Here is a 24,293-nt window from a genome sequence, read left to right on the forward strand (position 1 = left end):
CACCGCGCCACCCCCGGCCCCTGGTGGGGCCTCCGGCACGTTTTACCGTCGTCCAACCTTCGTCGTGCCACGCGTTAACCCCCCGCGCGGCCCGGCCGTGGCACCACGCCGCGGCCGGACACGAAAGGGTCTGCCTGCCAGTGCCGCAGGGGCCCGGTCCGCCGACCGGGCCCCTCGTCCCCACACGGGCTTTCGCCGCCCATCACGGCCGGATGTCAGCGGACGTTGACCACCTGCGGGTCGTGGTCGCTGGCCTGGTCGGCGAACTCCGCGTTGATGTGGACCACGTCGTATCCGGGCCGCTTGATGGCCGGGCTCACCAGAATGTGGTCCAGGGTCTGGGAGTTGCCGTCGTACACATAGCTGTAGCGCTCGTCGGCCGGAAGCGTGGCCATCAGGTCGGTCAGCACCTTGTTCTTGGTGAGGGCGGAGACCGCGGGCGAGAACGGGAAGTCGTTCAGGTCGCCCAACACGACGACCTTCGCGTTCCTGTCCTTGGCGAGCAGACCGGAGACGAAGGTGTTGACCTCCGTGGCCTGGGCCACCCGCTGGGTCTCGGAGCCGCGGGACGGGGGCTGGTCGACACCGTGGACGGGCTTGTCGCCACCCTTGGAGTTGAAGTGGTTGCCGATCACGAAGTACGGCTTGCCCCGGAACCGGAACTCTCCGACCAGTGGCTTGCGGCTGTTGTTCCAGGCGCTGGAGGTGGGGTTGATCCGGCCGGGCGAGGCGGACAGCGTGACGCCGTTGTCACCGGTCGCGACGGGCTTCACCGCGGTCGTGGCATCGCCACCGGGGATGTCGACGAAGCTGGTGCGCTTCGGGTTGTAGAGGAACGCGGTGCGGATATTGCCGCCGGGCTCGCCGCCGTCCGCCTTGTCCGCCGGGTCGATGGAACGCCACTGGTAGGCCGGGCCGCCCGCCGCCTTGATCGCGTCGGTGAACTGCTGGAGCGTCTTGTCCGCGGCGACCGTGCCGTCGTCCTTGGGACCGTTGTCGTCCTGGATCTCCTCCAGGCTCACGATGTCCGGCGAGGCCAGGTGGGTGACGATGCCCTTGGCCAACCGGTCGAACTTCGCCTGCGGGTCGGTCGGGTCGAGGTTCTCCACGTTGTAGGTGGCCACCGACAGCTCGTTGTCCTTGCCCCGCTTCGCCACTTCCGGCTTGATACCGCCCGAGGTGACCTTGCCGACCGTGGTGGCCTGGAGGGTGTAGCCGCCGTAGTTGGAGTAGTCCAGCGGACCGGAGGTCGTGCCGCCCAGGGTGTCGCCCACATTGGCGCCGAGGGTGTCGCCGGTCAGCGTGGCGACGAGCAGACGGCCGGAGTTCTGGCTGTCGTACGAGCCGTAGAGGGTGCCGCCGCGCGGGGTCGGGTTCTGCTCCGGCTTGGTGGTCACCCAGGTCTCGTTGTACGCGTTGGAGGCGCCGACGACCCGGCTCGTGCCGATCTCCACCCGCATGCCCTCCCGGGACTCCAGCCAGTCCAGGGCGTACGTGGCGGGCTCGAGCGGCAGCGGGTTGATGCTGCCGCCCTTGGCGTCCGGGGTGTACGCCTCGGGGATCGTCCGGGCGTCGATCGCCTCGGCGGCCGGAAGCGGGTTGCCGGAGGAGAGCTTGGCGGTGGTCGGGCCGGTCAGCTCGGTGACCGACTGGGCGCCGCCGCCCGCCCCGCCGGGCGTGTACTCGGAGACCTTGGCCGAGACGAGGACGGAGTCGCCGACGCGGACCGTGGGCGTGGCGGAACCGGTGAAGACGAAGATGCCCTCGCTGGTCGCGGGGTTGTCGTCCGGCTCGGGGTCCTGGATCCAGAAGCCGCGCGAGGAGCCCGTGGCGCGCACGGCGGTCACGATGCCGGGCACGTTGATCACGCTCTTCCCCGACTCCGGGGAGACCCGGGTGGCGCCCTGGATGTCATGGATGCGCAGCGCACCGGGGGTGGTGTCGGTGGGCGAGGGGGTGGGCGAGGGGTCTCCGCCACCGCTCTGACCGGCGCTGTTGGCCGGTGTGGGCGCGCCGCCGGTGAAGTCCGTCGCGTTGTCGTCGGTGTCGGCGAGGTCGGCGCCGCGGGCCACCGAGGTGGTGTTGCCCGCTCCGGTGGCCGGAGCTCCCTCACGGATGGCCGCGGTGCCGAAGCCGACGAGGTCCTTGATGGTGCCGTCGGCGGCACAGTCCGCCGCGGTGAGGCAGGTCAGCGCCTTCGTGGAGTGCACCAGGGCCACCGTGCCGCTGGTCGCGGACATCGGGATGGAGCCGGAGGTGTCGGGCGCGGGGAGGTCCTTGGTGCCGCCGGCGCCCTTGGCCTCGGCGACGAGGTAACGGCCGGACGCGGGTATGGAGCCGCTGAGCGGGGTGACCTGCCATGTGGAGGAGGGTCCGGGTGAGCCGCTCAGGTACTGGACCGACCAGCCGCTCAGGTCGAAGGACCCGCCGCCCGCGTTGCCCAGTTCGATGAAGTCGCCCGTGAGGTCGGCGCCGGAGTTGCCGCCGCCCCCGTAGACCTCGGAGATGACCGCGTCGGCGGACGGGGTGCCCTGCGCCACGAAGGGGACGGCGGCCATGGCGAGGCCGGCCGGGATGCCGAGTGCGATCAGCCTGTTGCGGCGGCCGGATCTGTGCCGTGGCGGGTGCGAGGGGGTGGATGGGGACACGAGGACTCTCCTGGTCTTGCCGTCAGGTGCGGATGGGCAGGTGGGGGGAAGGTGAAAGTTACGCGCGTAGAGACAGCTCGACCAGCCCTGGGGTGCCCCAAAGTCCGTTCCTTCCTCATCTGTTCACCATGCTTCTCACGGTTTTCACACAACCGCTGCGCACCGTTCGCGGCCTCGGCCGCCCGGTGAGCCCCCTGATCGGCCGACGCCGCGCTTGATCGCGGCGTAGTCGAGCACTCGGTCGAGCCAGTGGCGCAAGGCTTCCACGGGCTCGTGTTCCACCAGCAGGGCGGAGGCGGCGGCCACGAGCTCTTCGACATCGCGCCGGTAGACCTCGGCGAGGGCCGCACGGGCGGCCTCCACGATGCGGGTCCGGTTCCGCACCGCAATCGCCCGTCACATGCGGCATGCGGTCTTCCTCTCAACTCATGGCCGGAAATTCCATCCACGCATCAGCGGACGCGGACCGCACGCGCCAGGAAGTGGCGAGTGGCGTCCTCGTAGGAGTCCAGGGCCCATCCGGCGGCGTGCAGCGCGGGCCGCAGGTTCTCCTCGGCCAGCGGGTCGTCCGGGTCGAGCGGACGGCCGTGGCGGGCGGCCCGCTCGGCGCGGCCGGAGGGGTGGAAGAGCAGCAGCATGCCTCCCGGGGCCGTCACTCTGGCCCATTCGCACAGCGCGGCCGCGGGGTCGGGCACGTGGTTGATCAAGCCCGCGCTGAAGATGCCGTCCATCGCCCCGGCCGCGAAGGGCAGTCGGCAGGCGTCGGCCATGAGCAGCCGGGCGAGGCCCGCTCGGCCTTCCACGGCGGCGGTGGCGGTGAGCATCGCCGGAGTGAGTTCCACACCGATGACCGCACCCTCGTCGCCGACCTCCGCGCGCAGCGCGGGCAGCGCACGCCCGCTGCCGCAGCCCACGTCCAGGACCCGCCGGCCGGACCGCAGGCCCATGCGGGCGACGGCTGCCGCGTACCTGGGGGTGTCGGCGGCGAAGCGTTCTTCCCATGTCGCCGCCATCGGTGTGAAGAAGGTCCGGGTCGCGCTCCGCGCGGCACGGGTCGCCACGAGTGCGGCGAAGCGGGCGAACACGGCGTCACGGTGCGGGGCGAGGTCGGCCAGGTGGCCGGGGGCGGACGCGATGAGGCCCGGGGTGGCGGACGCCTCATCCGCTTCATCGGGGAAGGCCGCGGCGAAGGCGTCCACGGCCGATTTGTCGACCTCCAGATGGAACCGCAGACCCCACGCCGAGCCGCCGATCCTGAACGCCTGAACCTGATGGCGGTCGCAGAAGGCCAGCAACGTCGCCCCGGCGGGCAGGTCCACGGTGTCGCCGTCGCCGTGCCGGTGCAGGACGGGCAGCCGTTCCGGGGCGTCGGCGAACAGCGGATCGGTGTGCGCGGCCGGTGCGGTTCGCACCTCGCCCCAGCCGATCCGCGGCACCCGCCCCGGGAGGGCCCGGCCGCCGGCCGCCTCCGCGAGGAGCTGGGCGCCGAGGCAGACCCCGAGCACGGGAACCTCGGCCTCCAGCGCCGTCCGCAGCAGAGCCAGCTCCGCCGTACGGCCGGGAAAGTCCTCGTACGCCGCCGCGGAACCGCCCATCACCACCAGCGCCGCGGCGCCGCCCAGCGAGTCGGGCACCGGGTCCCCCGCCCATGTCCGGCACGCCCGGACGGGCAGCCCGGCCGCCTCCAGCGCCACACCGATGGCATACGGGCCTTCCCGCGGCATGTGCTCCACGATCAGCACGTCCACGGTGGAAGCATGGCTCACTCGGTTGCTCTCCTCACGTCCACGCGGTGTAGCCGCCGTCCACACACACCGCGTCGATGCCGCTGATGTGCCGGGCTCCGCAGCGATCCTGCGGCAGCACGGGCTGGGGACCCGCACGGTCGAGCGGGGTGTCGTCGATGGTGACCGCGAGCAGAACGGGGGCCCGGTGCTGGGGCCAGGCCGGCAGATCGGACACCGCCCGCCGGGCCGGACACGTCGGATCGCCGGTGAGCACGAGTTCAGCCACCGGGCCAGTGGTCGCGCCGGCAGCGGCGAGGGACAGTCTCACGGGGTACCACCTCCTCGCTGATCCGTACCCGAGCACCTATCCCGTACAAACGCATATGCCATGCCCTCAGGCTGATGGTCTGGCTCATGCAAGGAATATGAGTCCAGGCCCTGGCATCTGCGGCAGCCTTGCTCAGTGGTGAAGCCGCCGGGCCGATCAGTGCGGGCAGGACCAGAGGGGGCCACTCCCCTTGGTCCCGATTGGCCCTGACGGACACGGTCACGCCGGTGCCGATGACGACGGAACCCGCGTAGCGCGTCGAAACATCGGTCTCAGCCGGAGGCGGCACTTGTGGCTTCGGCGGATTTGGTGAGGGTGTCGAGCCGGGCGGCGAGGTCGGGGTGGGTGGCTGTCAGATGGGGGCGGGTGGCGTTCAGGGGGCGGATGAGGGCGGCGGGATCGTCCTGGGCGAGGGCCTCGTCGAGTTGGCCGAGCGGAAGGCGGGCGGCGGTGGGGAGGTCGGTGAGGGTGGTGATCTGGCCGGCGATGCGACGCAGGTCGGCGGCGTGGTTCCGGGCCCAGACGGTGAGGGTGCGGTCGGCGGCGCGGCGTTCGCGGGTGGCCTGGACGCGTTGTTCGCCGGTGGTTCCGGCGGGGCCGGGCCGATTGCGCAGGTAGCGGCGTTCGGCGGCCTGGCGGCTGGCGACGCCGAGGGGGTGGGCGAGGTCGGCCCAGCTGGCTCCCGCGTCGCGTGCCGTTTCGATCAGGCCGGTTTCCCAGCCGGCGAGTTGCTCGCGCACCTGCCGCAGCAGCAGGAGCGAGGCCAGGGCCTGCTGCGGCCCGGCCGCCTCGCCGTGGGGGGCCTTGGGCGCCTCGCCCTGGGCGGCGCGCAGGGCGTTGTCGATGGCCTCCAGGGCTGCCGCGGCAGCGAGAAACGATGCCGGGCTCTGGGCGTCGGTGCCGGAAGAGGCCGGCTGATCGGCTGCTGCCATGGGCGTCTCCTTCCGCTGCGTCATCCTTTCGATGACCTCATGTTTGTCATCCATTGGATGACATGCTACAACGGTTTCCGTGAGGCGCATTGGCAGGTACTGCCCAAACCTTCTGGAGGTGTTTCACGATGTTGATGCGCACCGACCCCTTCCGTGAGCTCGACCGGCTGGCTCAGCACTTGACGGGCCCGGGCACCTGGTCGCGGCCGTCCGCCATGGCGATGGACGCCTACCGCGAGGGTGATGAGTACGTGGTGGCGTTCGACCTGCCGGGCGTCAGCCCGGAGGCGATCGACATCGACGTCGAGCGGAACATGCTGACCGTCAAGGCCGAGCGCCGGCCCGTGGCAAAGGCCGACAACGTACACATGGAACTGTCGGAGCGGCCGCTGGGCGTCTTCTCCCGCCAGATCGTGCTGGCCGACACGCTGGACACCGAGAAGATCAAGGCCGACTACGACACCGGGGTGCTCACCCTGCGCATCCCGATCGCCGAGCGCGCCAAGCCCCGCAAGATCGCCATCGGCGGGGAATCCTCCCGCAAGGAGATCTCCGGCTGACCTCGGCGACAGGGGCCGATCATCGGCGGAGGACGGGCACCCGATCTCCCCCTCGCCCGCCCTCCGCCCCCGCCGGAGCGACGAAGCCGAATCTCCCCGCAGGCCATGGCCTGCTCTTCGGCCACCCCGGCCCACCTGACCACCCGCATATCCGGTGCCCGCGCACCCCGCCGGGCACCGGCATCCCCACCTAGGCGACAGAAAGGCAACCACCGCAGTGATGTCCGACCGGTGTGCACCGCTCCAGCACCTGCCCGTGATGACGTTCGAGCAGATGCTGGACAGGGTCCGTTACGACGGCGTCTACCCCACCCGGGAACGGGCCGAGGAAGTCGTCCGCCTGGTCCTTTCGGGACTCGGACGCCAGCTGACGGGCGAGGAACGCGTCGAACTGGCCGCCCGCCTGCCCCGGGAAGCCGCACGCATCCTCACGGAACAGATCCCCGGCACCCGGCCCCTGACCGGCTGGGCCTTCGTCAAGGACCTCGCCACCCGCGGCGGCACCCCCCTGGCCACCACCCGCTGGGACACCGGCTCCGTCCTCGCCACCGTCGCCGCCGTCGCCGGCCCCGAACTGCTCACCCGCATACTGCGCCAACTCCCCAGCGGCTACGCGCTGCTGTTCGGCCGCGCCGAACTCACCCAAGCCGCCTGAGCGGAGCGCGCGTCACGGACGGGGCCGTGTCAGAGTCTCCGCCGCGGCCTGCGCGAAGCCGTGGATGAGGGGGGAGCGCCGGGAGGCCGTCCACGCGAGAGCCACCTCGTTGGGCCCGATGCCCTCGACGGGCAGGGCCACTACGTCCGGCCGGGTGTAGAAGGTGGCGGTGGACAGCGGGAGCACGCAGACGCCCGCTTTGGCGGCCACCAGCTCCAGCTTCTCCTCCACCTGGTGGACCACCGGAACGTCGGGCCGCCGCCTGCCGCGCAGCTCCACCGCCACGTCCCGCCACTCGGGCACGGCGTCCGGGTCCTGGAGCAGATGCTCCCCGGCCAGATCGGTGACGGTGACCGAGGACCGGCCGGCCAGGCGGTGCTCCGCCGGAACCATCACGACCCGGGGCTCCTGGAACAGTGGACGCACCTCCAGCCCCTCCTGGTCGACGGGCAGCCGTACGACGCTGACGTCCGCACGGCCGTCGCGCAACACCTCGACCTGGTCGTCCCAACTCGTGCGCAGCAGACGCACGTTCACCCCCGGGTGGCGCCCGGTGAAGGCCACGGTGGCCGGGGTGAGGGTGATGCCGGGCATGAAGCCGATGGTCAGTTCCGGAGTGTCCCGCGCGGCCGTCTTCACCCGCCGCGTCAGCGCCTGGACCGAAGCCAGCAGGGGCAGCGCGTCCTCCAGCAGCTGCTCGCCCGCCGGAGTCAGCAGTGTGCCCCGCCGGTCGCGGTCGAAGAGCTCGGTGCCGAGATCGTGCTCCAGGCTGCGGATCTGCCGGGACAGCACCGGCTGGGCGATGTGCAGCCGCTCGGCCGCGCGGGCGAAGTGGAGCTCCTCGGCCACCGCCACGAAGTAGCGGAGCTTGCGCAAGTCAAGATCCACCGGGACTCACCGCCCACTCTCGCCGATGGCGACGGCCCGGTCACCGGACCGCCTGGCAACACCTGCCTGATCCCGCCTGTGGGACAGGCCCTCGGACAGCCACCAATCTACTGCCCGAACGTGAGGCTCCTCGCTGGTGACGCCCCCGATGCGCCTGGTGGCCGAGTCACTCGCCGCGGGCGAGGACGCCGAGTGGATCGGTGAACCGGGGCTGCCAGCCCAGCTCGGCCTGGGCGCGTGCCGGAGTGAGCTGCTGGTCCAGGACGAAGGCGTCCGCGACCGGGCCCATCCGCGCGCGGGCTTGCTCCAGCGTGAGCGAGGCGACCTTGCCGTCGAGGCCGATGGAGCGGGCGACCGCCAGCGAGCAGTCCCTGGCGGTGGGGTTCACGCCGCCCACGCCGACGTACTGCGAACCGGCCTGGGCCCTGAGCGCGGCGGCGTACAGCTCGGCAAGGTCCTCGACGTGCACCAGCGCCCAGTGGTTCTCGCCGTCACCGATGTACGGGACGGCGCCGGCTTCCCTGCCGGGGATGGTGTAGAAGCTGTCGATCAGCCGGTTGTCGCCGCCGTACAGCAGCCCCGGCCGCACCACGACGGGCCTGCCGCCCCGCCCGGAGCGACCCAGCACCGCGTCCTCCACCGGCTTGCGCCAGGCGACCAGGGCCGGTGGGTTCCACGGGGCGGTCTCGTCGACCACACCGTCGGTGTCGCCGTAGACCCAGCTGCCACCGGTGTGCACGTAGGGACCGGAGCCGATGCCGTCCTGCATGGCGGTCGCGGCGGCCAGATCCTCGTCGCCGGTGTCGGCCTGTGCCAGATGGATCACGGCCTCCGCACGGGCCGCGGCGGTATTGAGCACGCCGAGGTCGCCGAGCCCACCGTGCACCGGGACCGCCCCCAAGGAGCTGACCGTCCGCATGGCCCGCTCGCTGCGGGTCAGCGCCTCGACACTGTGGCCGTGCCCGATGAGCGCGGCGATCACCGCCTTGCCGATATATCCGGAACCACCGGTCAGAAAAACCTTCATGGCTGCCTCCTGTTTCCTGAGGCCGGTGAGATGACCTCGCTGAAAGAGTGCGCCGCCAGGCTTGCCCCCGTCCAAGACCTCTCTCCGCCTCTCTGATACCTCAAGGGCATCAAGCGCCGGGCGGGGACGCGCACGGCGAGTCCCCCGCCCTGCGCACCCCGGACCTATTTCATGTCGAGCATCCGCAGCGTCTCGTCGAAGAGCCGGTCGGCGAGGTGGAGGTCGGTGGCGTAGGGGGCGACGCCGTTCTTGCCGGGCGCGGGATCGGGCTGCGCGGGGGCGGGGGCCGCGTCTTCGAAGTACTCGCCGGTGACATCGGCGACGAGAGGGGAGGCGGCGAGGAGGACGGAAGTGGCGGCGCGCCCTCGGAGGTGCAAGCGTCGCGGCCCCTGTCAACAGGGCTGGGCTTCGACCCTGGTTGGAGGGTGAGGAGCGCCTGACGGCACGTCAATCTCCCTAGAACACACGAGGCTTCGGCGGGCAGCTGCGATCGGGAAGCATAAATGTGGTACGGGTGATCTCATGCCTCCCACGTTCGATGCGGCGAAAACCCTCGCCGCGCTCCGCTCATCGGCTCGTATCTCGCTCGACTTGCTGCTGGTCCTCGCGATGACCACAGTGTCCCTGTGGCTCCTGGGCCGCATGTGGTCGATCGTCTGGCCGCTCGTCATCGGCCTCCTTCTCACCACGCTGACCTGGCCCCTGGCCCATTTCCTGCGTCGGAACGGGTGGCCTCCCGCCCTGGCCGCCTCAACCGTGACCGTATTGTTCCTCCTGGTGACCACCGGCGTCGTGGCGCTGATCGCGGTTCCGGTGGCGTCCCAGTCCGGCGAGCTGACCGACGGCGTCGTGGCAGGCATCCACAAGGTGCGCGAATGGGCCGCCGGGCCACCGCTGAACATCGGAGATGACGAGATCACCCAGGCGTCCGACGCCGCGATCGCCCGTCTGCAAAGCAGCGCGGGCAGCATGGTCGCCACTGTCGTCACGGCGGTGAACACCGTGGTCAACGGCCTGGTCACTGCCGTCCTGGCGCTCTTCCTGATGTTCTTCTTCCTCAAAGACGGCCCGCGCTTCCTGCCGTGGCTCACTCGTCAGCTGCCCGGCCGGCTCGCCACCGACGTCCCGATCGTCGTCGCGCGCGGCTGGAACACGCTGGGCGTTTTCGTGCGTTCCCAGGCGCTGGTCGGCCTGCTCGACGCCGTCTTCATCGGCCTCGGCCTGTGGATTCTGGGGGTGCCGCTGGTGCTCCCGCTGGCGGTGCTGACCTTCGTCTCCGCGTTCGTGCCGATCGTGGGTGCCCTGTTCGCCGGTTTGGTCGCGGTGCTCATCGCGCTGGTGTCCAACGGCCCGACGGACGCGCTGATCGTGCTGGCGATCATCGTCGTGGTGCAGCAGGTCGAGGGCAATGTGCTCCAGCCCATGATCCAAAGCCGCGGGCTCGGACTGCACGCCGCAGTGGTCCTGCTGGTGGTGACGTTGGGCGGCAGCCTGGCCGGGATCGTGGGCAGTCTGCTCGCCGTACCGGTCGCCGCGCTGGTCGCGGTGGTCTGGAACTACCTGCGCGAACAGCTCAGCGAACCGCCGCAGGAGCCGACGACCGACGAGCAGCAGACCGGCGCGGCCGCCACGCAGTAAGAAGCTCACCGGTCACGACGCGGCCACCCTGAGGTGGTCGGACACCCGCGCCGCCGCATGGCGCCTCCCGCCAGGGTCCGTCGTCGAAGACGGACCCTGGCCTCGGCCACCGAGCTACCGCGAACGGAAAGGACGGGGCCGTGCAGCCCACACTCAACCTCTGGCGCCGACAGCTCGGAGAGGTGCCCGAGTCGGTCTGGCAGCACACCGGGCTCCGAGTGCTGATCCTGGCGGACAACGGCCTCACCGCCCTCTCGCCGAAGATCGGACAGCTGGACGGCCTGACCACTTTGGACCTCGGCCACAACGAACTCACCTCGCTTCCCGACTCGCTGGGCGACCTGGTCCAACTCAGCGGTTGTCTCTATCTGCACGACAACAACGTGTCCCGGCTCCCGGACACACTGGGAAACCTGACGCGGCTGCGCTACCTCAACGTCGGCGAGAACCCTCTCACCGCCCTGCCGGAAACCGTCGGCCGGATGGCGGAACTGGTCGAGCTCCGGGCCCAGCACGGTCGGCTGACCGGATTGCCCGACGGCATCGGCCGCCTCCACAAGCTGCGCGAACTCTGGCTGCGGGGGAACGCGCTCAGAACCCTGCCGACGACGGTGACCGGCCTGCGGGAACTACGACACCTGGACCTGCGTGAGAACGCGTTCGCCGAAGTGCCCACGTCGCTGGCCGACCTTCCCCGGCTCCGGCAACTCGACCTCCGTAGCAACCGCATCGTCCGGATTCCGGACTGGGTCGCACGGATGCCCGCCCTGGAGAAGCTGGACCTTCGTTGGAACACCTGCACCCCCTCCCACCGCTTGCTCACCGAGTTGGAGGAACGCGGGTGCGTCGTCCTGCTGTGAATCGCCGCCGGCGCAGCGGCCCGGGCGCCGCATCACACCGGATGTGCGGAAGCCCGCCGTGTTGGCCGGCAGGATCCTCGTCGCTCACGAAGCGGGGAGGACCTGCTCGGCCCAGATGGTCTTGCCGGCGCGGGCGTGGCGGGTGCCCCAGCGCTGGGTGAGCTGGGCGACCAGCAGCAGACCCCGTCCGCCCTCGTCGAGGACACGAGCCCGGCGCAGGTGCGGGGAGGTGCTGCTGGCGTCCGAGACCTCGCAGATCAGCGGGCGGGTGGGGGTGCCTTCCTGCCCCGCCACGGGCTGCGGGAGGATCAGGCGCAGCTGAATGGGGGATTGGCCGTAGCGGATGGCGTTGGTGACCAGTTCGCTGACCACCAGCACGGTGACGAAACTGAGCTCTTCCAGTCCCCAGTCGGTCAACTTCTCGGAGACGCTCTGCCGGGTCGTGGCGACGGTGGCGGGATCACGCGGCAGATCCCAGGTGGCGACCTGGTCGGTGCTCAGAGCGCGGGTGCGCGCCAGGAGCAGTGCGACGTCATCGTCCGGGCAGGTGGGAGGCAGCGCTTCGAGTACGGCGTCGCAGGCGGCCTCCAGGGAGGGGGTTGGCCGGTTGAGGGCCTGGCGCAGAGCGTCGAAGCCTTCGTCGATGTCGCGGCCGCGGCTTTCGATCAGGCCGTCGGTGTACAGGGCGAGGAGGCTGCCTTCGGGCAGGTCGACCTCGACGGCCTCGAAAGGCAGGCCGCCCAGACCGAGGGGCGGGCCGGCGGGGAGGTTGAGGATGGTGGTGCTGCCGTCCGGGGTGCGCAGGGTCGGCAGTGGATGGCCCGCGCGGGCGAGGGTGCAGCGGCGGGACACGGGATCGTAGACGGCGTACAGGCAGGTGGCGCCGACATCTCCGGCGGCGTCTGCCTCGACGTCGTCGGACAGGCGGATGACGATGTCGTCGAGATGGGTGAGCAGCTCGTCGGGTGGGAGGTCTAGGTCGGCGAGGCTGCGCACCGCGGTGCGCAGCCTGGCCATGGTGACGGATGCCTGGAGGCCGTGGCCGACGACATCACCGACGACCAGCGCGACACGGGCGCCGGACAGCGGGATGACGTCGAACCAGTCGCCGCCCACACCGGCCTGGGCTTCGGCCGGGAGGTAGCGTGAGGCGATTTCGAGCGCGGCCTGGTCGGGGAGTTTCCGCGGCAGCAGGCTGCGTTGCAGGGTCTCGGAGGTGGTGCGCTCGCGGAGGTAGCGGCGGGCGTTGTCCAGGCAGACGGCGGCGCGCGTGACCAGGTCCTCGGTGACGGCCAGATCACCGCGTGCGAAGGGCGCGCGGGACCCGCACCTGAGGAAGACGACCACTCCCAGGGTGGCGCCCAGGGCTCGGACGGGTACCACGATCATGGAGTGCACCGCGCACGCAAGGGTCCGCGCCTCCTGATCGGGGTCGCGGATGAGCCATCGAAGGACATCGGGGTCGGTGACCTGGTGCAGCTCGGCCTGGCCGGTGGCCAGACACCGGGTGATGAGCCGGGGAGTCGGCCGGCGGCCGAACTCGCCCGTGGCTCGGGCTCCCCGGGAGCCCGAGTACGCCGACCGGTATGCCGCCCGGCGCAGCGGGACGGGCTCGGCGGGGTCGGACCCGGGCAGGTCGCCTTGGAAGACGGGACCCAGCAGATCGACGCTGACGACATCGGCGAAGCGGTCCACGGTGACCTCGGTGAACTCCCGGGCGGTGTCGGCCACGTCCAGGCTGGCGCCGATATGGCTCCTGGCCTCGCTCAGCAGTGCCAGCCGCTCCCGGGACTCGTACTGCTCGGAGTAGTCGTAAGCGGACACACTGGCGCCGTGGATTCGACCGGCCTCGTCTTTCAGCGGAACGACATCCACGATCCAGGCGTGCGCCTTTGTCTCGCTCGCCAGCCTGACGAAGAACTCGTAGGACTCCACATGCCCGGTCTCCAGCACCCGGAAGATCCGCTGCTGGAGTTCCTCGTACTCGGCGCCCTGGACGATCTCGGCGTACTCGCCGCCCTGCACGATCTCGGTGAGGAGCCGGCCGCGAGTCGCCTCCTCGGAGAGTCGTGTCGCCTGCCGCATCGAGGTGTTCATGAACAGCAGTCGTCCGTCCCGGTCGTAAATCGTCGTCGCCACGGGATGCTGCTCGAACGCCCACCGCTTGATCGACTCACCGTCTGAATGGCTGCTCACCGGCCACGCCCTCCTCCGGGACGGCTTGGACCAGGAGCCCTGTCCCCCGTTCCGCGCCCGCCGGCGGGGCTGGTAGCGCCGACGCGTCCAAGGTCTCTCCGTCACGGTGCCGGGGTGCCGTGGCGTCGGACGTGAACGGGCTGGCCACAGGCGTGTCGGTGACCTGCTCGGGCGCATGTCCCCACAGGGCCTGTGCGCCCGGGCTCCACGGTGTCACCAGTCCGGCGGGATCAGTCACGAGGACAGCGGCTGCCGGATCCGAGAAGACACTCTCCGCTCCCGCGGGAAACCACCGGCCGGGCGGAGACATGCCGGAGTCCGCCATGCATCAATGTTAAGCGATGTCCCGTAATGATCAGCCTCAGCGCCTCTGCGGGGGGGGTAACCCCAGGCACCGCCCTGAGGGCAGCGCGTCGGGACTTCGGGGGGAAAGCCGGATGGGCCGATTCGCTCTCCGCTGGTGGGATGGTCGCCGACCACCGGCTCCGGGGGCGAAACAGCCGCGGGCCACCTGTGCGGTCTCTGAACGCACAGCCAACCCGAACAGGGAGGGGATTCATCATGCAGGTGTCGGGAAGGCGTCGGCGAGGCCCACTCGTCCTGACCAGTCTGGCCGCGGTCCTCCTCGCCGCGTCGACCGGGCTGACGGCGGCGGCGAAGCCGCGGCCGGCCGATCCGCTCCAACGGCAGGTGGACGCGATCCACGACACCGGGGCCGTCGGTGTGCTCGCCGAGACGACGTCACCGGACACATCTGACAGCGCGCGTGCCGGGACGGCCGAAAGGGGCGCCAGACGGCCGATGCCACAGGGCGGTAGGTTCCGGATCGGCAGCGCCACCAAGACCTTCACCGCCACGGTCGTGCTGCAACTCGTCGGCGAGGGACGCATGTCCCTGGAGGACACCGTCGAGCGGTGGCTGCCGGGAGTGGTCCGGGGCAACGGCAACGACGGCAGCCGGGTCACCGTGCGGCAGCTGCTGCAACACACGAGCGGCATCCCTGACGTCCTGCCGGAGATACCCGCGTTGAACAGCGCGGACGGCTATCGAGCCGAGCGGTTCCGCACCTACACTCCCGAGGAATTGGTGGGGCTGGCGATGCGGCACCATCCCCACTTCTCCCCCGGCGCCGGCTGGTCGTACTCCAACACCAACTACGTTCTCGCCGCGATGATCATCCATGAGGTCACCGGCCGGAGTTGGGCCCAGGAGGTGAACGACCGGATCATCCGCCCGCTGGGTCTGAGGGGCACCAGTACGCCCGGCGCCTTCCCGTCCATCCCGGGCCCGCACGCCCGTGGCTACGCCGCGTTCGGCACCAACACCAGCATCGACGTCACGGCACTCAATCCGAGTATGGCCGTCGGCTCCGGCTCGATCATCAGCACCACGCACGACCTGAACCGCTTCTACACCGCACTGCTCGGCGGCCGTCTGCTGGCTCCGGCGCAGCTCGACGAGATGACGACCACCAAGCCCGCACCCGAACTGGGCGTGAGGTACGGACTCGGTCTGGGCGAGATCCCGTTGTCCTGTGGCGGCAGCTACTTCGGCCACCCGGGCGAACTGCTCGGCTATCACACCTGGGGTGGCGTCACCCGAGACGGGACCCGGACCGCCGTGGTGTACGTGACCAGTGACGGCGGCCAGGACACCCAGCGGGCCATGAACACACTCGTGGACCAGGAACTGTGCCGGACCCGCCCCTAGGACGTGTATCGGGATGACGTTTCCGCAGCGGATGACGTTTCCGCAGCGGATGTCGTGTGGCTCCGCCACAGTGCGGCCATGGCGAACTTCGTGCTGGTCGCGGGTGCGCGGCTCGGCGCCACGCTGACCGGACCCGCCGTGCGCCCGCCGCGCCGAGAGGAGGAGTTCAGCCCAGCAGCTCCTCCGAGCGATCCCACAGTCGGCGGGCCAGCTCGGCGTCGGCGGCCTGGCGGTTGGTGCGCCGGGCGGGCTTGCGCTTCTCGTAGTAGACGCCGGATTCCCAGTCGGCGCCCGGGCGGCCCTCGGCCAGCCATGTCAACTGCTCGGCGCCCTTCTCGGGTGAGATCAGCATGGCGCGGGTGAACCGGTTGGTGGCGATGAACCGCATCAGCCGGCTCTCGGACCGGGTGCCGAAGCTGGACGCCACGTTCCCGGGGTGGAAGGCGGCGGCGGAGAGCCCTTGGGCGTGGTAGCGCCGGTGCAGTTCCTTGGTGAACAGGATGTTTTCCAGCTTGGCGGCGCCGTAGGCCCGGATCGGGCTGAAGTTCCGGTCGAGGTTGAGGTCGTCGGTGTCCAGCTTGCCGGCCATGCGCGCGCCGACGCTGGAGGTCTGGAGCACCGAAGCCCCGGAGGCGAGCAGCTTGTCCATCAGCAGCCGGGTGAGCAGGAAGGGCGCCAGATGGTTGACCTGGAAGGTCTTCTCGAACCCGTCCGGGGTCCTGGCGGGATCGCCGAAGACGCCGCCCGCGTTGTTGGCGAGCACGTCGATGCGCGGATACGCGGCGTCCAACCGCGCCGCGAGGGCGCGGACTTCGTCCAGCCGGGTGAAGTCGGCGACGTAACTGTCGGCGCCGATCTCGTCGGCGACGGCCCGCGTCTTGTGGGAAGAGCGGCCGACGACCACGACCCGGTGGCCGCTGCGGTGCAGTTGGCGCGCCGCCGCGGCGCCGATGCCGTCGCTCGCGCCGGTGATGACGATGGTTTTGCCGGGGGCCATGAGGGATCTCCGATGGTTCGCGAATCCTGACTGGCGTCAGCCTACGCCATGCTTGTCAGTGTCTGACAGGTATGGCGGTTCGCGTTAGACTGGGCGCATCATGAGCGAGAAGCAGCAGGCCGGCCTTCGTGCGCGCACCCGTCGCGCGGTCCGGCGGGAGATCGCCCAAGCCGCGGAGGCCCTGTTCGTGGAGCGCGGCTTCGAGGCCACGACGATCGACGACATCGCGGCCGCCGTGGGCATGTCCCAGCGCAGCGTCCATCGATACTTCGCCAGCAAGGAGGAGATCGTCCTCGGCAAGTTCGACCTCGTCGTGGACGACATGCTCGCCGCGCTGCGCGACCGCCCGGCCGCCGAACCGATCTGGACGTCGCTGCACCGCACCTTCGATGTGATGGTCGCCCTGGCCGAGGCGCCCGGCCACGCCGAGTTGGTGGAGCCGATCCACCGGATCGTCTTCCGGACCCCCGCGCTGCTCGCCGGGTACCTTCAGCGGCTCCAGCGGATGCAGGATGCCGTGGTCTCGGAATTGCGCGCCCGCGCCGAGGCGGCGGGCACGCCCTACGCCGATGACGACCCCACACCCCGCGCCGTCACCGCGGCGGCCTTCGGCTGCCTCATCGCCGCCCAGCACTCCTGGCTGGCCTCGACCCCCAAGGGCTCCTTGGCCTCCGCCCTCGGCCGCGCCATGGCCACCGTTGGCCCTCGAGAGCCGGAGGCCCATCACTCCTGACGCCGGTTCCGGGGCGGCTCGCCGCGGCCGGATGATGTAGCCGTCGCCGTCCCCGGACCCGCATCACAGGCGCCGCAACAGGGCTCGGTGGGTCAGACCAGGCCCAGGGTGTTCATGGCGGAGGCCACGGTCAGGAAGCCTGCGACGTTGGCGCCGGTGATGTAGTCCCCGGGCTTGCCGTGGTCGGCCGCTGTGACCAGGCAGGTGTGGTGGATGCTGTGCATGATCTGGGCCAGGGTCTGCTCGGTGTGCTCGAAGGACCACTTGGTGCGTGCGGCGTTCTGCTGCATCTCCAAGCCCGAGGTGGCCACGCCGCCGGCGTTCGCCGCCTTGCCGGGGCCAAAGGCGATCCTCGCTTCCTGGAACACCTTGATCGCCTCCGGTGTGCAGGGCATGTTGGCGCCCTCGGCGAGTGCGATGAGGTTGTTCTTGGCCAGGGACACGGCATCGGCCTCGCCGAGTTCGTTCTGCGTCGCGGAGGGCAGAGCGATATCGCAGGGAATGTCCCACGGCCTCCTGTCCGGCGCGAACCGCGCGGTGGAGACCAGTTCAACGTAGTGGTCCAGCTTGCGCCGCTGTACCTGCTTGACCTCGTGCAGAATGTCGGCGCGGATGCCGGTGGGGTCGTGGAGCGTGCCGGTGGAGTCGGAGCAGGCGACCACCTTGGCCCCGAGCTGGTGCAGCTTGACCAGGGCGTACTGTGCGACGTTGCCGGAGCCTGAGACGACCGCGGTCTTGCCCTCCAGCGTGTGGCCGCGCTCGGCGAGCATGGCCTCCAGGAAGTAGACGGCGCCGTAGCCGGTGGCTTCGGGGCGTGCCTGGCTGCCGCCGATGTTCAGGTCCTTGCCCGTGAGCGCTCCGGCGTCGAAGCGGTTGGTGATCCTCTTGTACTGGCCGAAGAGGTAGCCGATCTCTCGTCCGCCCACACCGATGTCGCCGGCCGGGACATCGGTGTGGGGGCCGATGTGGCGGTGCAGCTCGGTCATGTACGCCTGACAGAAGCGCATGATCTCGCCGTCGGAGCGCCCGCTGGGATCGAAGTCGGACCCTCCCTTGCCACCCCCGATCCCCAGGCCGGTAAGGGCATTCTTGAAAATCTGTTCGAATGCCAGGAACTTCACGGTGCCGAGGGTGACACTGCGGTGGAAGCGCAGCCCTCCCTTGTAGGGCCCGAGAGCTGAGCTGAAGCCGACGCGGAAACCGCGGTTGACGTGGGCGTTCCCCTTGTCATCGGTCCAGGTCACGCGGAAGATGACCTGGCGTTCGGGCTCGCACAGCCGCTGGAGGAGGGCATTGTCGCCCAGTTCCGGACGCTGCTGAAGGACGGGTTGGATGGAGTGCAGAACCTCCGCGACGGCCTGGTGGAATTCGGGTTCGGCGGGATTGCGGTGGACGATGTCGTTGTAGAGCGCGGCGGTTGTGGAATCGAGGGGCATTGACGTGGTTCCTTCCCGGGCCCGGGGAGAGGTGCCAGCGCGCTAGGGCTGGACAGGCGGGTGATAGGGCAGCGTGGTGGACAGCAGGGTGAGCAGGCCGAGCACGATCGGCAGCAGGGCGACGAGGTAGAGGAAGGTGTAGCCGACGATGTCGCGGGCCTTGAGGCCGAGGACACCCAGCAGCGGGAGCATCCAGAACGGGTTGATGAGGTTGGGAAGCGCTTCGGCCGCGTTGTAGACCTGGACGGTCCAGCCGAGGTTGACGTTGAGGTCGTTGGCGGCCTGCATGACGTAGGGCGCCTCGATGATCCACTTCCCGCCGCCGGAGGGGATGAGGAAACCCAGGATGACGGAGTAGGCGCCCATCATCAGCGGGAAGAGGGTCGAGGATCCGACGCCGGTGAAGGCCGAGGCCAGGTAGTGGGAGAGGCTGTCGCCCCCGCCGTTGGTGGCCTGGGTCATGATGGCGGCGATACCGGCGTAGAAGGGGAACTGGATGAGCACGCCGGCCGTGGCCGGAACCGCCTTGTTCACCGCCGCGAGGAACCGGCGCGGGCGCCAGTGCAGCAGCATGCCGAGCGTCAGGAAGAGCAGGTTGTAGGTGTTGAGTGCGGAGATCGCGACGATGGGGTCCTTGTCGGCGAACTCCTGCACCGCCCACCCGGCGACGAGGGCCACGACGACGAAGGTGAGCAGGGGGCTGTACTCCAGCCACTCCCCCGGCCGGGTGCGGGGCTCGTCGTCCTCGACGGGGTCGCTGGGGTCGATGCCGAGATCGGCCGCGGTGCGCACACTGTCGCCACGGGGAGCGGTGAGGTAGGCGATGGACACACAGACGACGATCACGACAGCCGCGAGGGTGAGGGACTGCCAGGTGAAGATGGTTTCCCGGAAGGGTATGACGCCGGTGATCGACAGCAGGGAGGGCGACAGGCTCTCCGCGTTGGCCTGGAGCTGAGCGGCCGAGGAGCTGAGACCGAGGGCCCAGCTGCCGCCCAGGCCGAGGTACGCGGCCGCTGAGGCGGCCCGGTAGTCGACGCGCAGATTGTCGCGTTCGGCCAGGCGCCTGACCAGCAGGGCGCTGAAGATGAGGCTGAATCCCCAGTTCAGCAGGGCGGAGGTGAGGCTGATGGTGGCGACCATGGCCACGGCACCCCGCTCTGTGGCGGGGATCTGGGCCAGGCGGGTGATGACCCGCTGGATGGGGCGCGAGGTGGCCACGACATAACCGCCGATGGCGACCATGGCCATCTGCATGGTGAAGGGGATCAGGTCCCAGAAGCCATTGCCGAAGACAGAGGCGACCTTCGCCGGGCCCGATCCGATGCCCATTGCGGCGATGGCCACGACGGCCACGGTCAGGAGCGCGAAGACAAGGGTGTTGGGGAACCACCGCTCGGCCACGGCCGCGCTTCGGGTAGCGGCGCGGGCGAGGAATCCATCGCGTGGCGGTCGCTGAGGTGCGGAGTCGTCGCCCCCTTTGGGCCTCTGCTCGATCATGATGGCTCCTGGCAGGTGTGGGCCCGGGGGGACGGGCCGTGTGAGCGGTAGACCGCCGAGGCGGCGGTGAGGTCGGCGAGTGCGCTGCCGACCGATTTGAAGACGGTGATCTCTTCCTGGGTGCGGCGGCCGGGGATGGTGCCGGCGCACAGGTCGGGCAGGGTGCCGGCGATGTCGTCCGGGGTGAGGAGGCCGGCGTCGATGGGCTGGGTCAGATCACCGGATTCGCGCAGGGCCTGTGGTGTGTCGATGAAGATGGCGCCGCGGCGTATGCACTGGTCGTCGGCCTCTCGCATGGTGGGGCGGAAGCTGCCGATGAGGTCGAGGTGGGTGCCCGGTCGCAGCCAGTCGCCCTGGATGATGGGCTCGGTGGCGAGGGTGGCACAGCTGATGATGTCGGCTTCGGCGGCCGCGGAGGCCAGGTCGGTGACGGCACGGGCGTCAAGCCCCTGTTGCTTCAGGGTGTCGGCCAGGCGATGGGCGTGGCCGGCGGACCGGTTGTGGACGAGCACCGTCCGGATGTCGAAGACGCTGCGGTACGCCTCGGCGACGAGGCTGCCGACATGCCCCGCTCCGACCACCAGGTGGGTGGTGCTCTCGGGCCGTGCGAGGTAGGTGGCGGCCAGAGCGGAGGTCGCCACGGTGCGGCGCCGGGTCAGTTCATTGCCGTCGATGATGGCCAGGTGCTCCCCGGTGGCGGCGCTTGCCAGGACGAAGGCGGAGGACAGGGCCGCCCTGCCTTCGAGGGCGTTGGCGGGAAAGACGTTGACGAGTTTGACACCCAGGAACTCGCCGTGGGACCAGGCGGGCATGAGCAGGAGGGTGGCGTCGGTGTCGGCGTCGACGGTGTGGTGGTGGCGGGCAGGAGTGTTGGCACCGTGAACGAAGCCTTGCCGGAGCGCGGGGACGAGGTCGTGGAACGGCAGTGCTTTGATGGTCTGTTGGGCGTCGATATTCAGCATCGTCGTCTTTCGATCAGGTGGTCAAGCGGTCAGGCGTCGAGAGTGACGTCGGTCACGGGCATGGCCTGGCAGGTCAGGCACTGGTCGTCGGCCAGGTCCTCCGGGCGGGTGACCAGATGCGCGACATGCCCGTCCAGGACGGTGATGGCACAGCTTTCGCACTGGCCCAGGCGGCAGCCGCTGGGCAGGCGGATCCCTTCCTTCTCCGCCAGTTGCAGCAGAGTGCCGTCTTCTTTGCGCCAGGTGACCTCGCGGTTGGCGCGGGTGAAGCGGACGGTGGCCTGTGCGCTGTCGGGGATGTCGACGCGCTGTGGGGCGGTGTGGAACTTTTCGGCGAAGATGTCGAAGCGCGGCACGCCTCGGTCGACAAGGCCGCTGGTGATGTCGGAGAGCATGTCCTCCGGTCCGCAGAGGTAGAACCGGGCGCGGCGCTCGATGAGCCGGGCATCGACGTCGGCGGCGCTGACCCGCCCGACGTGGTCGTAGTCGCGGCCTAGGACGTCGTGGGGTTCCGGTCGGCTGTAGTGGGTGTGGACGCGCAGCCGGGGTATGACGTCCCGTAGTTCGCTCGCGCGGTCCCGGAAGGCGTGTGAGGTGGAATTCCGGCTGCCGTAGTGCAGTACGACCTCGGGGACGCTGCCGCCGCTGCGGGCCAGTGTCTCGAGGTAGCCGATGAACGGCGTGATCCCGATTCCGGAGGCGAGGAGCACGACCGGCCGGTCGATGTCGGGCGGGATGGCGAAGAGTCCGGCCGGCGCCGTCAGTCGCACGCGCTTCCCCGCACGCGCGGTCGCGTGGACCTGGCCGGAGACCTGTCCGTCCGGGACACGGCGCACGGCGATGCTGTATGAGGTGCGGTCCTTGTCCTGCGCGGGGCCGGTCAGGGAGTAGCAGCGTGCCGCCGATCGTTCCGCGCCCGCGGGGCCGGTGGTGGGAAAGCCGAGGGTGATGTGCTGGCCCGGCCGGAAGTCGGGCAGCTCCGAACCGTCGGCGGGTGCCATGCTCAGGGCCAGGACGTCGGCTCCTTCCGGTACGGCGGAGACGATGGTGAACTCCTTGGTTCCCTCCCAATGGGACGTCGCGATGGGCCGGATGTCGCAGCTGCTCGACCTCATCGGCACCGACCCACTGATCGGGTCGCGTATGTCGTCGCCGATCAGGAGGTTGTAGTTGCTGCCGGCCTCGTCATAGGGATCGAAACTCGGTAGTGCCAGGTCAGCGGCCTGCTGCCACCAGCCGTATTCGGCGCATACGACGTCATCGTGCAGATCGTGGTCGATACGGGCGCGCATACGGATCGTCCCCCTGCGCGTGGACAGCGCCACCCACTGGCCATCGCCAATGCCGCGCCGCTGTGCCAGTGCCCGGCTGATGTCGACGATGGGTTCCGGGCTGCGCTTGCGCAGAGAGGACAACCCGCGGTGCTGGCTGTGACAGAAGTAGCCGTTCTTCGTGCAGGTCAGGGAGAACGGGTAGCGGGAGTCGGGTCCGGTACCGGGCGCGGCGTGGATGGGGACGGCGGAGTAGCCGTGCAGCGCGAGCCGTTCCGAGTACAGCTCGACCCGTCGGGTCGGGGTGGCGAACCCGGTGACCTGGCCGTCCTCCGTGCTCCGGGCGTACTTGCGGTAGACCGTTTCAAGGGGGATCCGCAGGCCGCCAGGATGGCGGCGGAGCTCGTCGACGGTCAGCCCCAGGGGCCCCAGTTGATGATTCCAGCCGTCCGTGACGTCGCCGTCGAAGAAGTCGGCGCCCATGCCCAGACGCTGCGCGAGGTCGAAGACGACCTCGGTGTCGGAGCGTGACTGGCCCACCGGCTCCACCATGCGCGGCCGGAGCTGGACGTGTTCCTGGGCCCGTCGGCTGATCTCGAATCCCGCCTTGATCGCCTCGTGTTCCCAGGGGCTGTTGACCGGAAGCACGATGTCGGCGAACTGGGAGGTGGGGTTGGGGAAGAGGTCGAGGTGTACGTAGAAGTCGAGGTTGCGCAGAGCGTCGGCGGTGCGTCGCGGATCCGGTTGTGAGAGCACCAGGTTGCTGCCGAATCCGACCAGGGCTCGTACCGGGTAGGGATCCCGCGACAGGATCGCGCGGCACAGATCCCGGCCGCTGATCCAGCCCTGGGCAGGAGGGCCGAGCGGGTGTTCCGCCATGCCGAGGGCCTTGGCCCGCTGGTCGTGCGGGAGCTGGGTCAGGTCGGTGGCCGGGTTCAGGGCGTGCCGTGGCCATATGACGTTGCCTCCGGGCGCGTCATAGCTGCCGGTCAGCGCGTACAGGGTGGCGATGGCCCGCTCGGTCTGGGTGGCGTTGGCCTGTTGCCCGACGCCGGTCCACGCGTGGTAGGACACGGACCGTGCCCGGATGAGTGCGTCGGCGAAGGCGGTCAGCTCCGCTGGTGCGATGCCGGTGGTGCGGGCGGTTTCCTCCACGGTCCATGGCCGGCATGCCTCGAAGTACCGCTCGAAGGCGGGCTCGCAGTCGACCGTGCCGGTGCGTATGCGCACTCGATGGGTGCCGTGCAGGGCGAAGCGGCCGGGGTTCCGCGCGGCGCGGAGGGTGTCGTACGGCCGCCAGGTGTCGTCGGCGGTGTCCCAGACGACATAGCCGTCGAGGTCCGGATCGATCTCCTGGGCACGCAGAAAGTGTCCTGTGTCACGGCGCACGAGCAGGGGCGCGTTGGTCCAGGCCCGAACGAATTCCTCGTCATAGCCGTGACGTTCCTGCACGAGCCGGGCGACGCCCAGGGCGAGGGCCGCGTCCGTACCGGGGCGGACACGGAGCCAGTGGTCCGCTTCCAGGGCGCTGGTCGAGCGGCGGGGGTCGATGACCGCCAGGCGGGCTCCGCCGGCTCGGGCTTGTGCGAGGGCCGCCGACTGAGCCAGCCATGTCTTGGCGGGGTTGTGACCCCAGAGCACGGCGAGGTCGGTGGCGGCGAAGTCGGCGGTCGGCAGCGAACTTCCGAAGGTGAAGGCGTGGGCCCAGTCCTTGTGCCAGTTGCAGACTTCGGTGGAGTAGCAGGTGTTGGGGCTGCCGAAGAGGCGGATGAACCGCTCGATCCAGTCGATGGAGTCCGACAGCGCGGTGGCGCTGGGCGACGTCACGGCGAAGGCCACGGCTTCCGCGCCGTCCTGAGCCTTGATCCGTCCCAGTTTCTCGGCGGTCTCGCTCAGTGCCTCCTCCCAGCCGATGGGCTCCCACCCGGGGTCCGGATCGGACTTGGGAGTGGTCCGCCGAAGCGGCTGGGTCAGACGGTCCGGGCTGTGCACGATTTCTGGTGCCGCCCGTCCTTTCGGGCACATCGCCGCGCCCGTCGGATGCTCGGGGTCGGGCCGCACTCCCCGCAGAGCGCCTGCCTCGATGGTGTAGACGGCACCACATCGAGAGCGGCACAGAGTGCAGTACCCGTGCTTCTCAGTCATCATTACTCCTGAGTAACCGGTTACCGGCCACCGGTCGCCGGTAAGACGTTAAGATGCATGCAAGTGGGAGCCAAGTCAAG

Annotated in this window: 20 protein-coding genes; 6 read left to right on the forward strand and 14 right to left on the reverse strand. The window is 70.0% G+C overall.

Annotation, left to right across the window (positions count from 1 at the left end; translation table 11 throughout):
* Positions 1-215 precede the first annotated feature (215 nt).
* From AB0E24_RS05480 to AB0E24_RS05500, 5 genes are all read right to left on the reverse strand, one after another.
* A complete protein-coding gene (locus AB0E24_RS05480; RefSeq protein ID WP_359375266.1) occupies positions 216-2,558 on the reverse strand; it encodes a DUF8508 domain-containing protein in 2,343 nt (780 codons plus the stop codon).
* Between the two features lie 234 nt (positions 2,559-2,792).
* Positions 2,793-3,032 (reverse strand): hypothetical protein, encoded by a 240-nt coding sequence (locus tag AB0E24_RS05485; protein ID WP_237287370.1) that lies wholly within the window; start codon positions 3,030-3,032, stop codon positions 2,793-2,795.
* Between the two features lie 68 nt (positions 3,033-3,100).
* Positions 3,101-4,414 (reverse strand): methyltransferase domain-containing protein, encoded by a 1,314-nt coding sequence (locus AB0E24_RS05490; protein WP_359375001.1) that lies wholly within the window; start codon positions 4,412-4,414, stop codon positions 3,101-3,103.
* A 13-nt stretch (positions 4,415-4,427) separates the two neighbouring features.
* The gene (locus AB0E24_RS05495) at positions 4,428-4,703 is read right to left on the reverse strand and encodes a hypothetical protein (protein WP_359375002.1); all 276 of its coding nucleotides are present in this window, start codon (positions 4,701-4,703) and stop codon (positions 4,428-4,430) included.
* Between the two features lie 272 nt (positions 4,704-4,975).
* On the reverse strand, positions 4,976-5,635 hold the full coding sequence (locus AB0E24_RS05500; protein WP_359375003.1) for a type III effector protein: 660 nt from the start codon (positions 5,633-5,635) through the stop codon (positions 4,976-4,978).
* 128 nt (positions 5,636-5,763) lie between these two features.
* On the opposite strand from AB0E24_RS05500, the gene AB0E24_RS05505 reads away from it, so the two are divergent.
* The gene (locus AB0E24_RS05505; protein WP_079255873.1) at positions 5,764-6,195 is read left to right on the forward strand and encodes an Hsp20/alpha crystallin family protein; all 432 of its coding nucleotides are present in this window, start codon (positions 5,764-5,766) and stop codon (positions 6,193-6,195) included.
* A 220-nt stretch (positions 6,196-6,415) separates the two neighbouring features.
* Positions 6,416-6,850, forward strand: a complete 435-nt coding sequence (locus AB0E24_RS05510) for a DUF2267 domain-containing protein (RefSeq protein ID WP_093705499.1) — start codon at positions 6,416-6,418, stop codon at positions 6,848-6,850.
* 12 nt (positions 6,851-6,862) lie between these two features.
* Here AB0E24_RS05510 and AB0E24_RS05515 read toward each other — a convergent pair whose 3' ends face one another.
* The 3 genes from AB0E24_RS05515 to AB0E24_RS05525 all read right to left on the reverse strand — a co-directional run bounded on the left by AB0E24_RS05515 (position 6,863) and on the right by AB0E24_RS05525 (position 9,142).
* Entirely contained in the window at positions 6,863-7,738 is an 876-nt protein-coding gene (locus tag AB0E24_RS05515; RefSeq protein ID WP_359375004.1) for a LysR family transcriptional regulator, read from the reverse strand.
* A 166-nt stretch (positions 7,739-7,904) separates the two neighbouring features.
* Entirely contained in the window at positions 7,905-8,765 is an 861-nt protein-coding gene (locus AB0E24_RS05520; RefSeq protein ID WP_359375005.1) for an NAD-dependent epimerase/dehydratase family protein, read from the reverse strand.
* A 164-nt stretch (positions 8,766-8,929) separates the two neighbouring features.
* Positions 8,930-9,142, reverse strand: coding sequence for an NADP-dependent oxidoreductase (locus AB0E24_RS05525; RefSeq protein WP_359375006.1), 213 nt, complete (start codon positions 9,140-9,142; stop codon positions 8,930-8,932).
* Positions 9,143-9,287: 145 nt separating this feature from the next.
* Between AB0E24_RS05525 and AB0E24_RS05530 the strand changes: the two genes are divergently transcribed.
* Entirely contained in the window at positions 9,288-10,403 is a 1,116-nt protein-coding gene (locus AB0E24_RS05530) for an AI-2E family transporter (protein ID WP_359375007.1), read from the forward strand.
* Positions 10,404-10,543: 140 nt separating this feature from the next.
* Entirely contained in the window at positions 10,544-11,263 is a 720-nt protein-coding gene (locus AB0E24_RS05535; RefSeq protein ID WP_359375008.1) for a leucine-rich repeat domain-containing protein, read from the forward strand.
* A gap of 84 nt (positions 11,264-11,347) precedes the next feature.
* Here AB0E24_RS05535 and AB0E24_RS05540 read toward each other — a convergent pair whose 3' ends face one another.
* Positions 11,348-13,459, reverse strand: a complete 2,112-nt coding sequence (locus AB0E24_RS05540; RefSeq protein WP_435865247.1) for a SpoIIE family protein phosphatase — start codon at positions 13,457-13,459, stop codon at positions 11,348-11,350.
* A gap of 561 nt (positions 13,460-14,020) precedes the next feature.
* On the opposite strand from AB0E24_RS05540, the gene AB0E24_RS05545 reads away from it, so the two are divergent.
* Positions 14,021-15,169, forward strand: coding sequence for a serine hydrolase domain-containing protein (locus AB0E24_RS05545; RefSeq protein ID WP_359375010.1), 1,149 nt, complete (start codon positions 14,021-14,023; stop codon positions 15,167-15,169).
* A 166-nt stretch (positions 15,170-15,335) separates the two neighbouring features.
* Here AB0E24_RS05545 and AB0E24_RS05550 read toward each other — a convergent pair whose 3' ends face one another.
* Positions 15,336-16,166 (reverse strand): SDR family NAD(P)-dependent oxidoreductase, encoded by an 831-nt coding sequence (locus tag AB0E24_RS05550; RefSeq protein WP_069863013.1) that lies wholly within the window; start codon positions 16,164-16,166, stop codon positions 15,336-15,338.
* A gap of 100 nt (positions 16,167-16,266) precedes the next feature.
* On the opposite strand from AB0E24_RS05550, the gene AB0E24_RS05555 reads away from it, so the two are divergent.
* Positions 16,267-16,899, forward strand: a complete 633-nt coding sequence (locus AB0E24_RS05555; protein ID WP_079255882.1) for a TetR family transcriptional regulator — start codon at positions 16,267-16,269, stop codon at positions 16,897-16,899.
* 92 nt (positions 16,900-16,991) lie between these two features.
* Here AB0E24_RS05555 and gdhA read toward each other — a convergent pair whose 3' ends face one another.
* Genes gdhA through AB0E24_RS05575 form a run of 4 tightly spaced genes read right to left on the reverse strand, consistent with a single transcriptional unit; the run spans position 16,992 to position 24,213 of the window.
* A complete protein-coding gene (gene gdhA, locus AB0E24_RS05560) occupies positions 16,992-18,335 on the reverse strand; it encodes an NADP-specific glutamate dehydrogenase (RefSeq protein WP_359375011.1) in 1,344 nt (447 codons plus the stop codon).
* Between the two features lie 42 nt (positions 18,336-18,377).
* Positions 18,378-19,835 (reverse strand): short-chain fatty acid transporter, encoded by a 1,458-nt coding sequence (locus AB0E24_RS05565; protein ID WP_100808623.1) that lies wholly within the window; start codon positions 19,833-19,835, stop codon positions 18,378-18,380.
* Positions 19,832-20,797 (reverse strand): bifunctional Delta(1)-pyrroline-2-carboxylate/Delta(1)-piperideine-2-carboxylate reductase, encoded by a 966-nt coding sequence (gene lhpI / locus AB0E24_RS05570; RefSeq protein ID WP_359375012.1) that lies wholly within the window; start codon positions 20,795-20,797, stop codon positions 19,832-19,834. Before lhpI ends, AB0E24_RS05565 begins: the two co-directional genes overlap by 4 nt.
* A 29-nt stretch (positions 20,798-20,826) precedes the next feature.
* Positions 20,827-24,213 (reverse strand): molybdopterin-dependent oxidoreductase, encoded by a 3,387-nt coding sequence (locus tag AB0E24_RS05575; RefSeq protein WP_359375013.1) that lies wholly within the window; start codon positions 24,211-24,213, stop codon positions 20,827-20,829.
* Positions 24,214-24,293 lie beyond the last annotated feature (80 nt).

It is taken from the genome of Streptomyces malaysiensis subsp. malaysiensis, from assembly GCF_040653035.1.
In the GTDB taxonomy this organism is placed as follows: domain Bacteria; phylum Actinomycetota; class Actinomycetes; order Streptomycetales; family Streptomycetaceae; genus Streptomyces; species Streptomyces malaysiensis.

What these genes read in the sequence shown, in the direction of transcription:
- AB0E24_RS05500 (WP_359375003.1), bottom strand. Translation starts at nt 5,635, where the DNA reads ATGGCAGCAGCCGATCAGCCGGCCTCTTCCGGCACCGACGCCCAGAGC.
- AB0E24_RS05555 (WP_079255882.1), top strand. Translation starts at nt 16,267, where the DNA reads ATGAGCGAGAAGCAGCAGGCCGGCCTTCGTGCGCGCACCCGTCGCGCG.
- AB0E24_RS05550 (WP_069863013.1), bottom strand. Translation starts at nt 16,166, where the DNA reads ATGGCCCCCGGCAAAACCATCGTCATCACCGGCGCGAGCGACGGCATC.
- AB0E24_RS05545 (WP_359375010.1), top strand. Translation starts at nt 14,021, where the DNA reads ATGCAGGTGTCGGGAAGGCGTCGGCGAGGCCCACTCGTCCTGACCAGT.
- AB0E24_RS05520 (WP_359375005.1), bottom strand. Translation starts at nt 8,765, where the DNA reads ATGAAGGTTTTTCTGACCGGTGGTTCCGGATATATCGGCAAGGCGGTG.
- AB0E24_RS05530 (WP_359375007.1), top strand. Translation starts at nt 9,288, where the DNA reads ATGCCTCCCACGTTCGATGCGGCGAAAACCCTCGCCGCGCTCCGCTCA.
- AB0E24_RS05565 (WP_100808623.1), bottom strand. Translation starts at nt 19,835, where the DNA reads ATGATCGAGCAGAGGCCCAAAGGGGGCGACGACTCCGCACCTCAGCGA.
- gdhA (WP_359375011.1), bottom strand. Translation starts at nt 18,335, where the DNA reads ATGCCCCTCGATTCCACAACCGCCGCGCTCTACAACGACATCGTCCAC.
- AB0E24_RS05480 (WP_359375266.1), bottom strand. Translation starts at nt 2,558, where the DNA reads ATGGCCGCCGTCCCCTTCGTGGCGCAGGGCACCCCGTCCGCCGACGCG.
- AB0E24_RS05505 (WP_079255873.1), top strand. Translation starts at nt 5,764, where the DNA reads ATGTTGATGCGCACCGACCCCTTCCGTGAGCTCGACCGGCTGGCTCAG.
- lhpI (WP_359375012.1), bottom strand. Translation starts at nt 20,797, where the DNA reads ATGCTGAATATCGACGCCCAACAGACCATCAAAGCACTGCCGTTCCAC.
- AB0E24_RS05575 (WP_359375013.1), bottom strand. Translation starts at nt 24,213, where the DNA reads ATGACTGAGAAGCACGGGTACTGCACTCTGTGCCGCTCTCGATGTGGT.
- AB0E24_RS05510 (WP_093705499.1), top strand. Translation starts at nt 6,416, where the DNA reads ATGTCCGACCGGTGTGCACCGCTCCAGCACCTGCCCGTGATGACGTTC.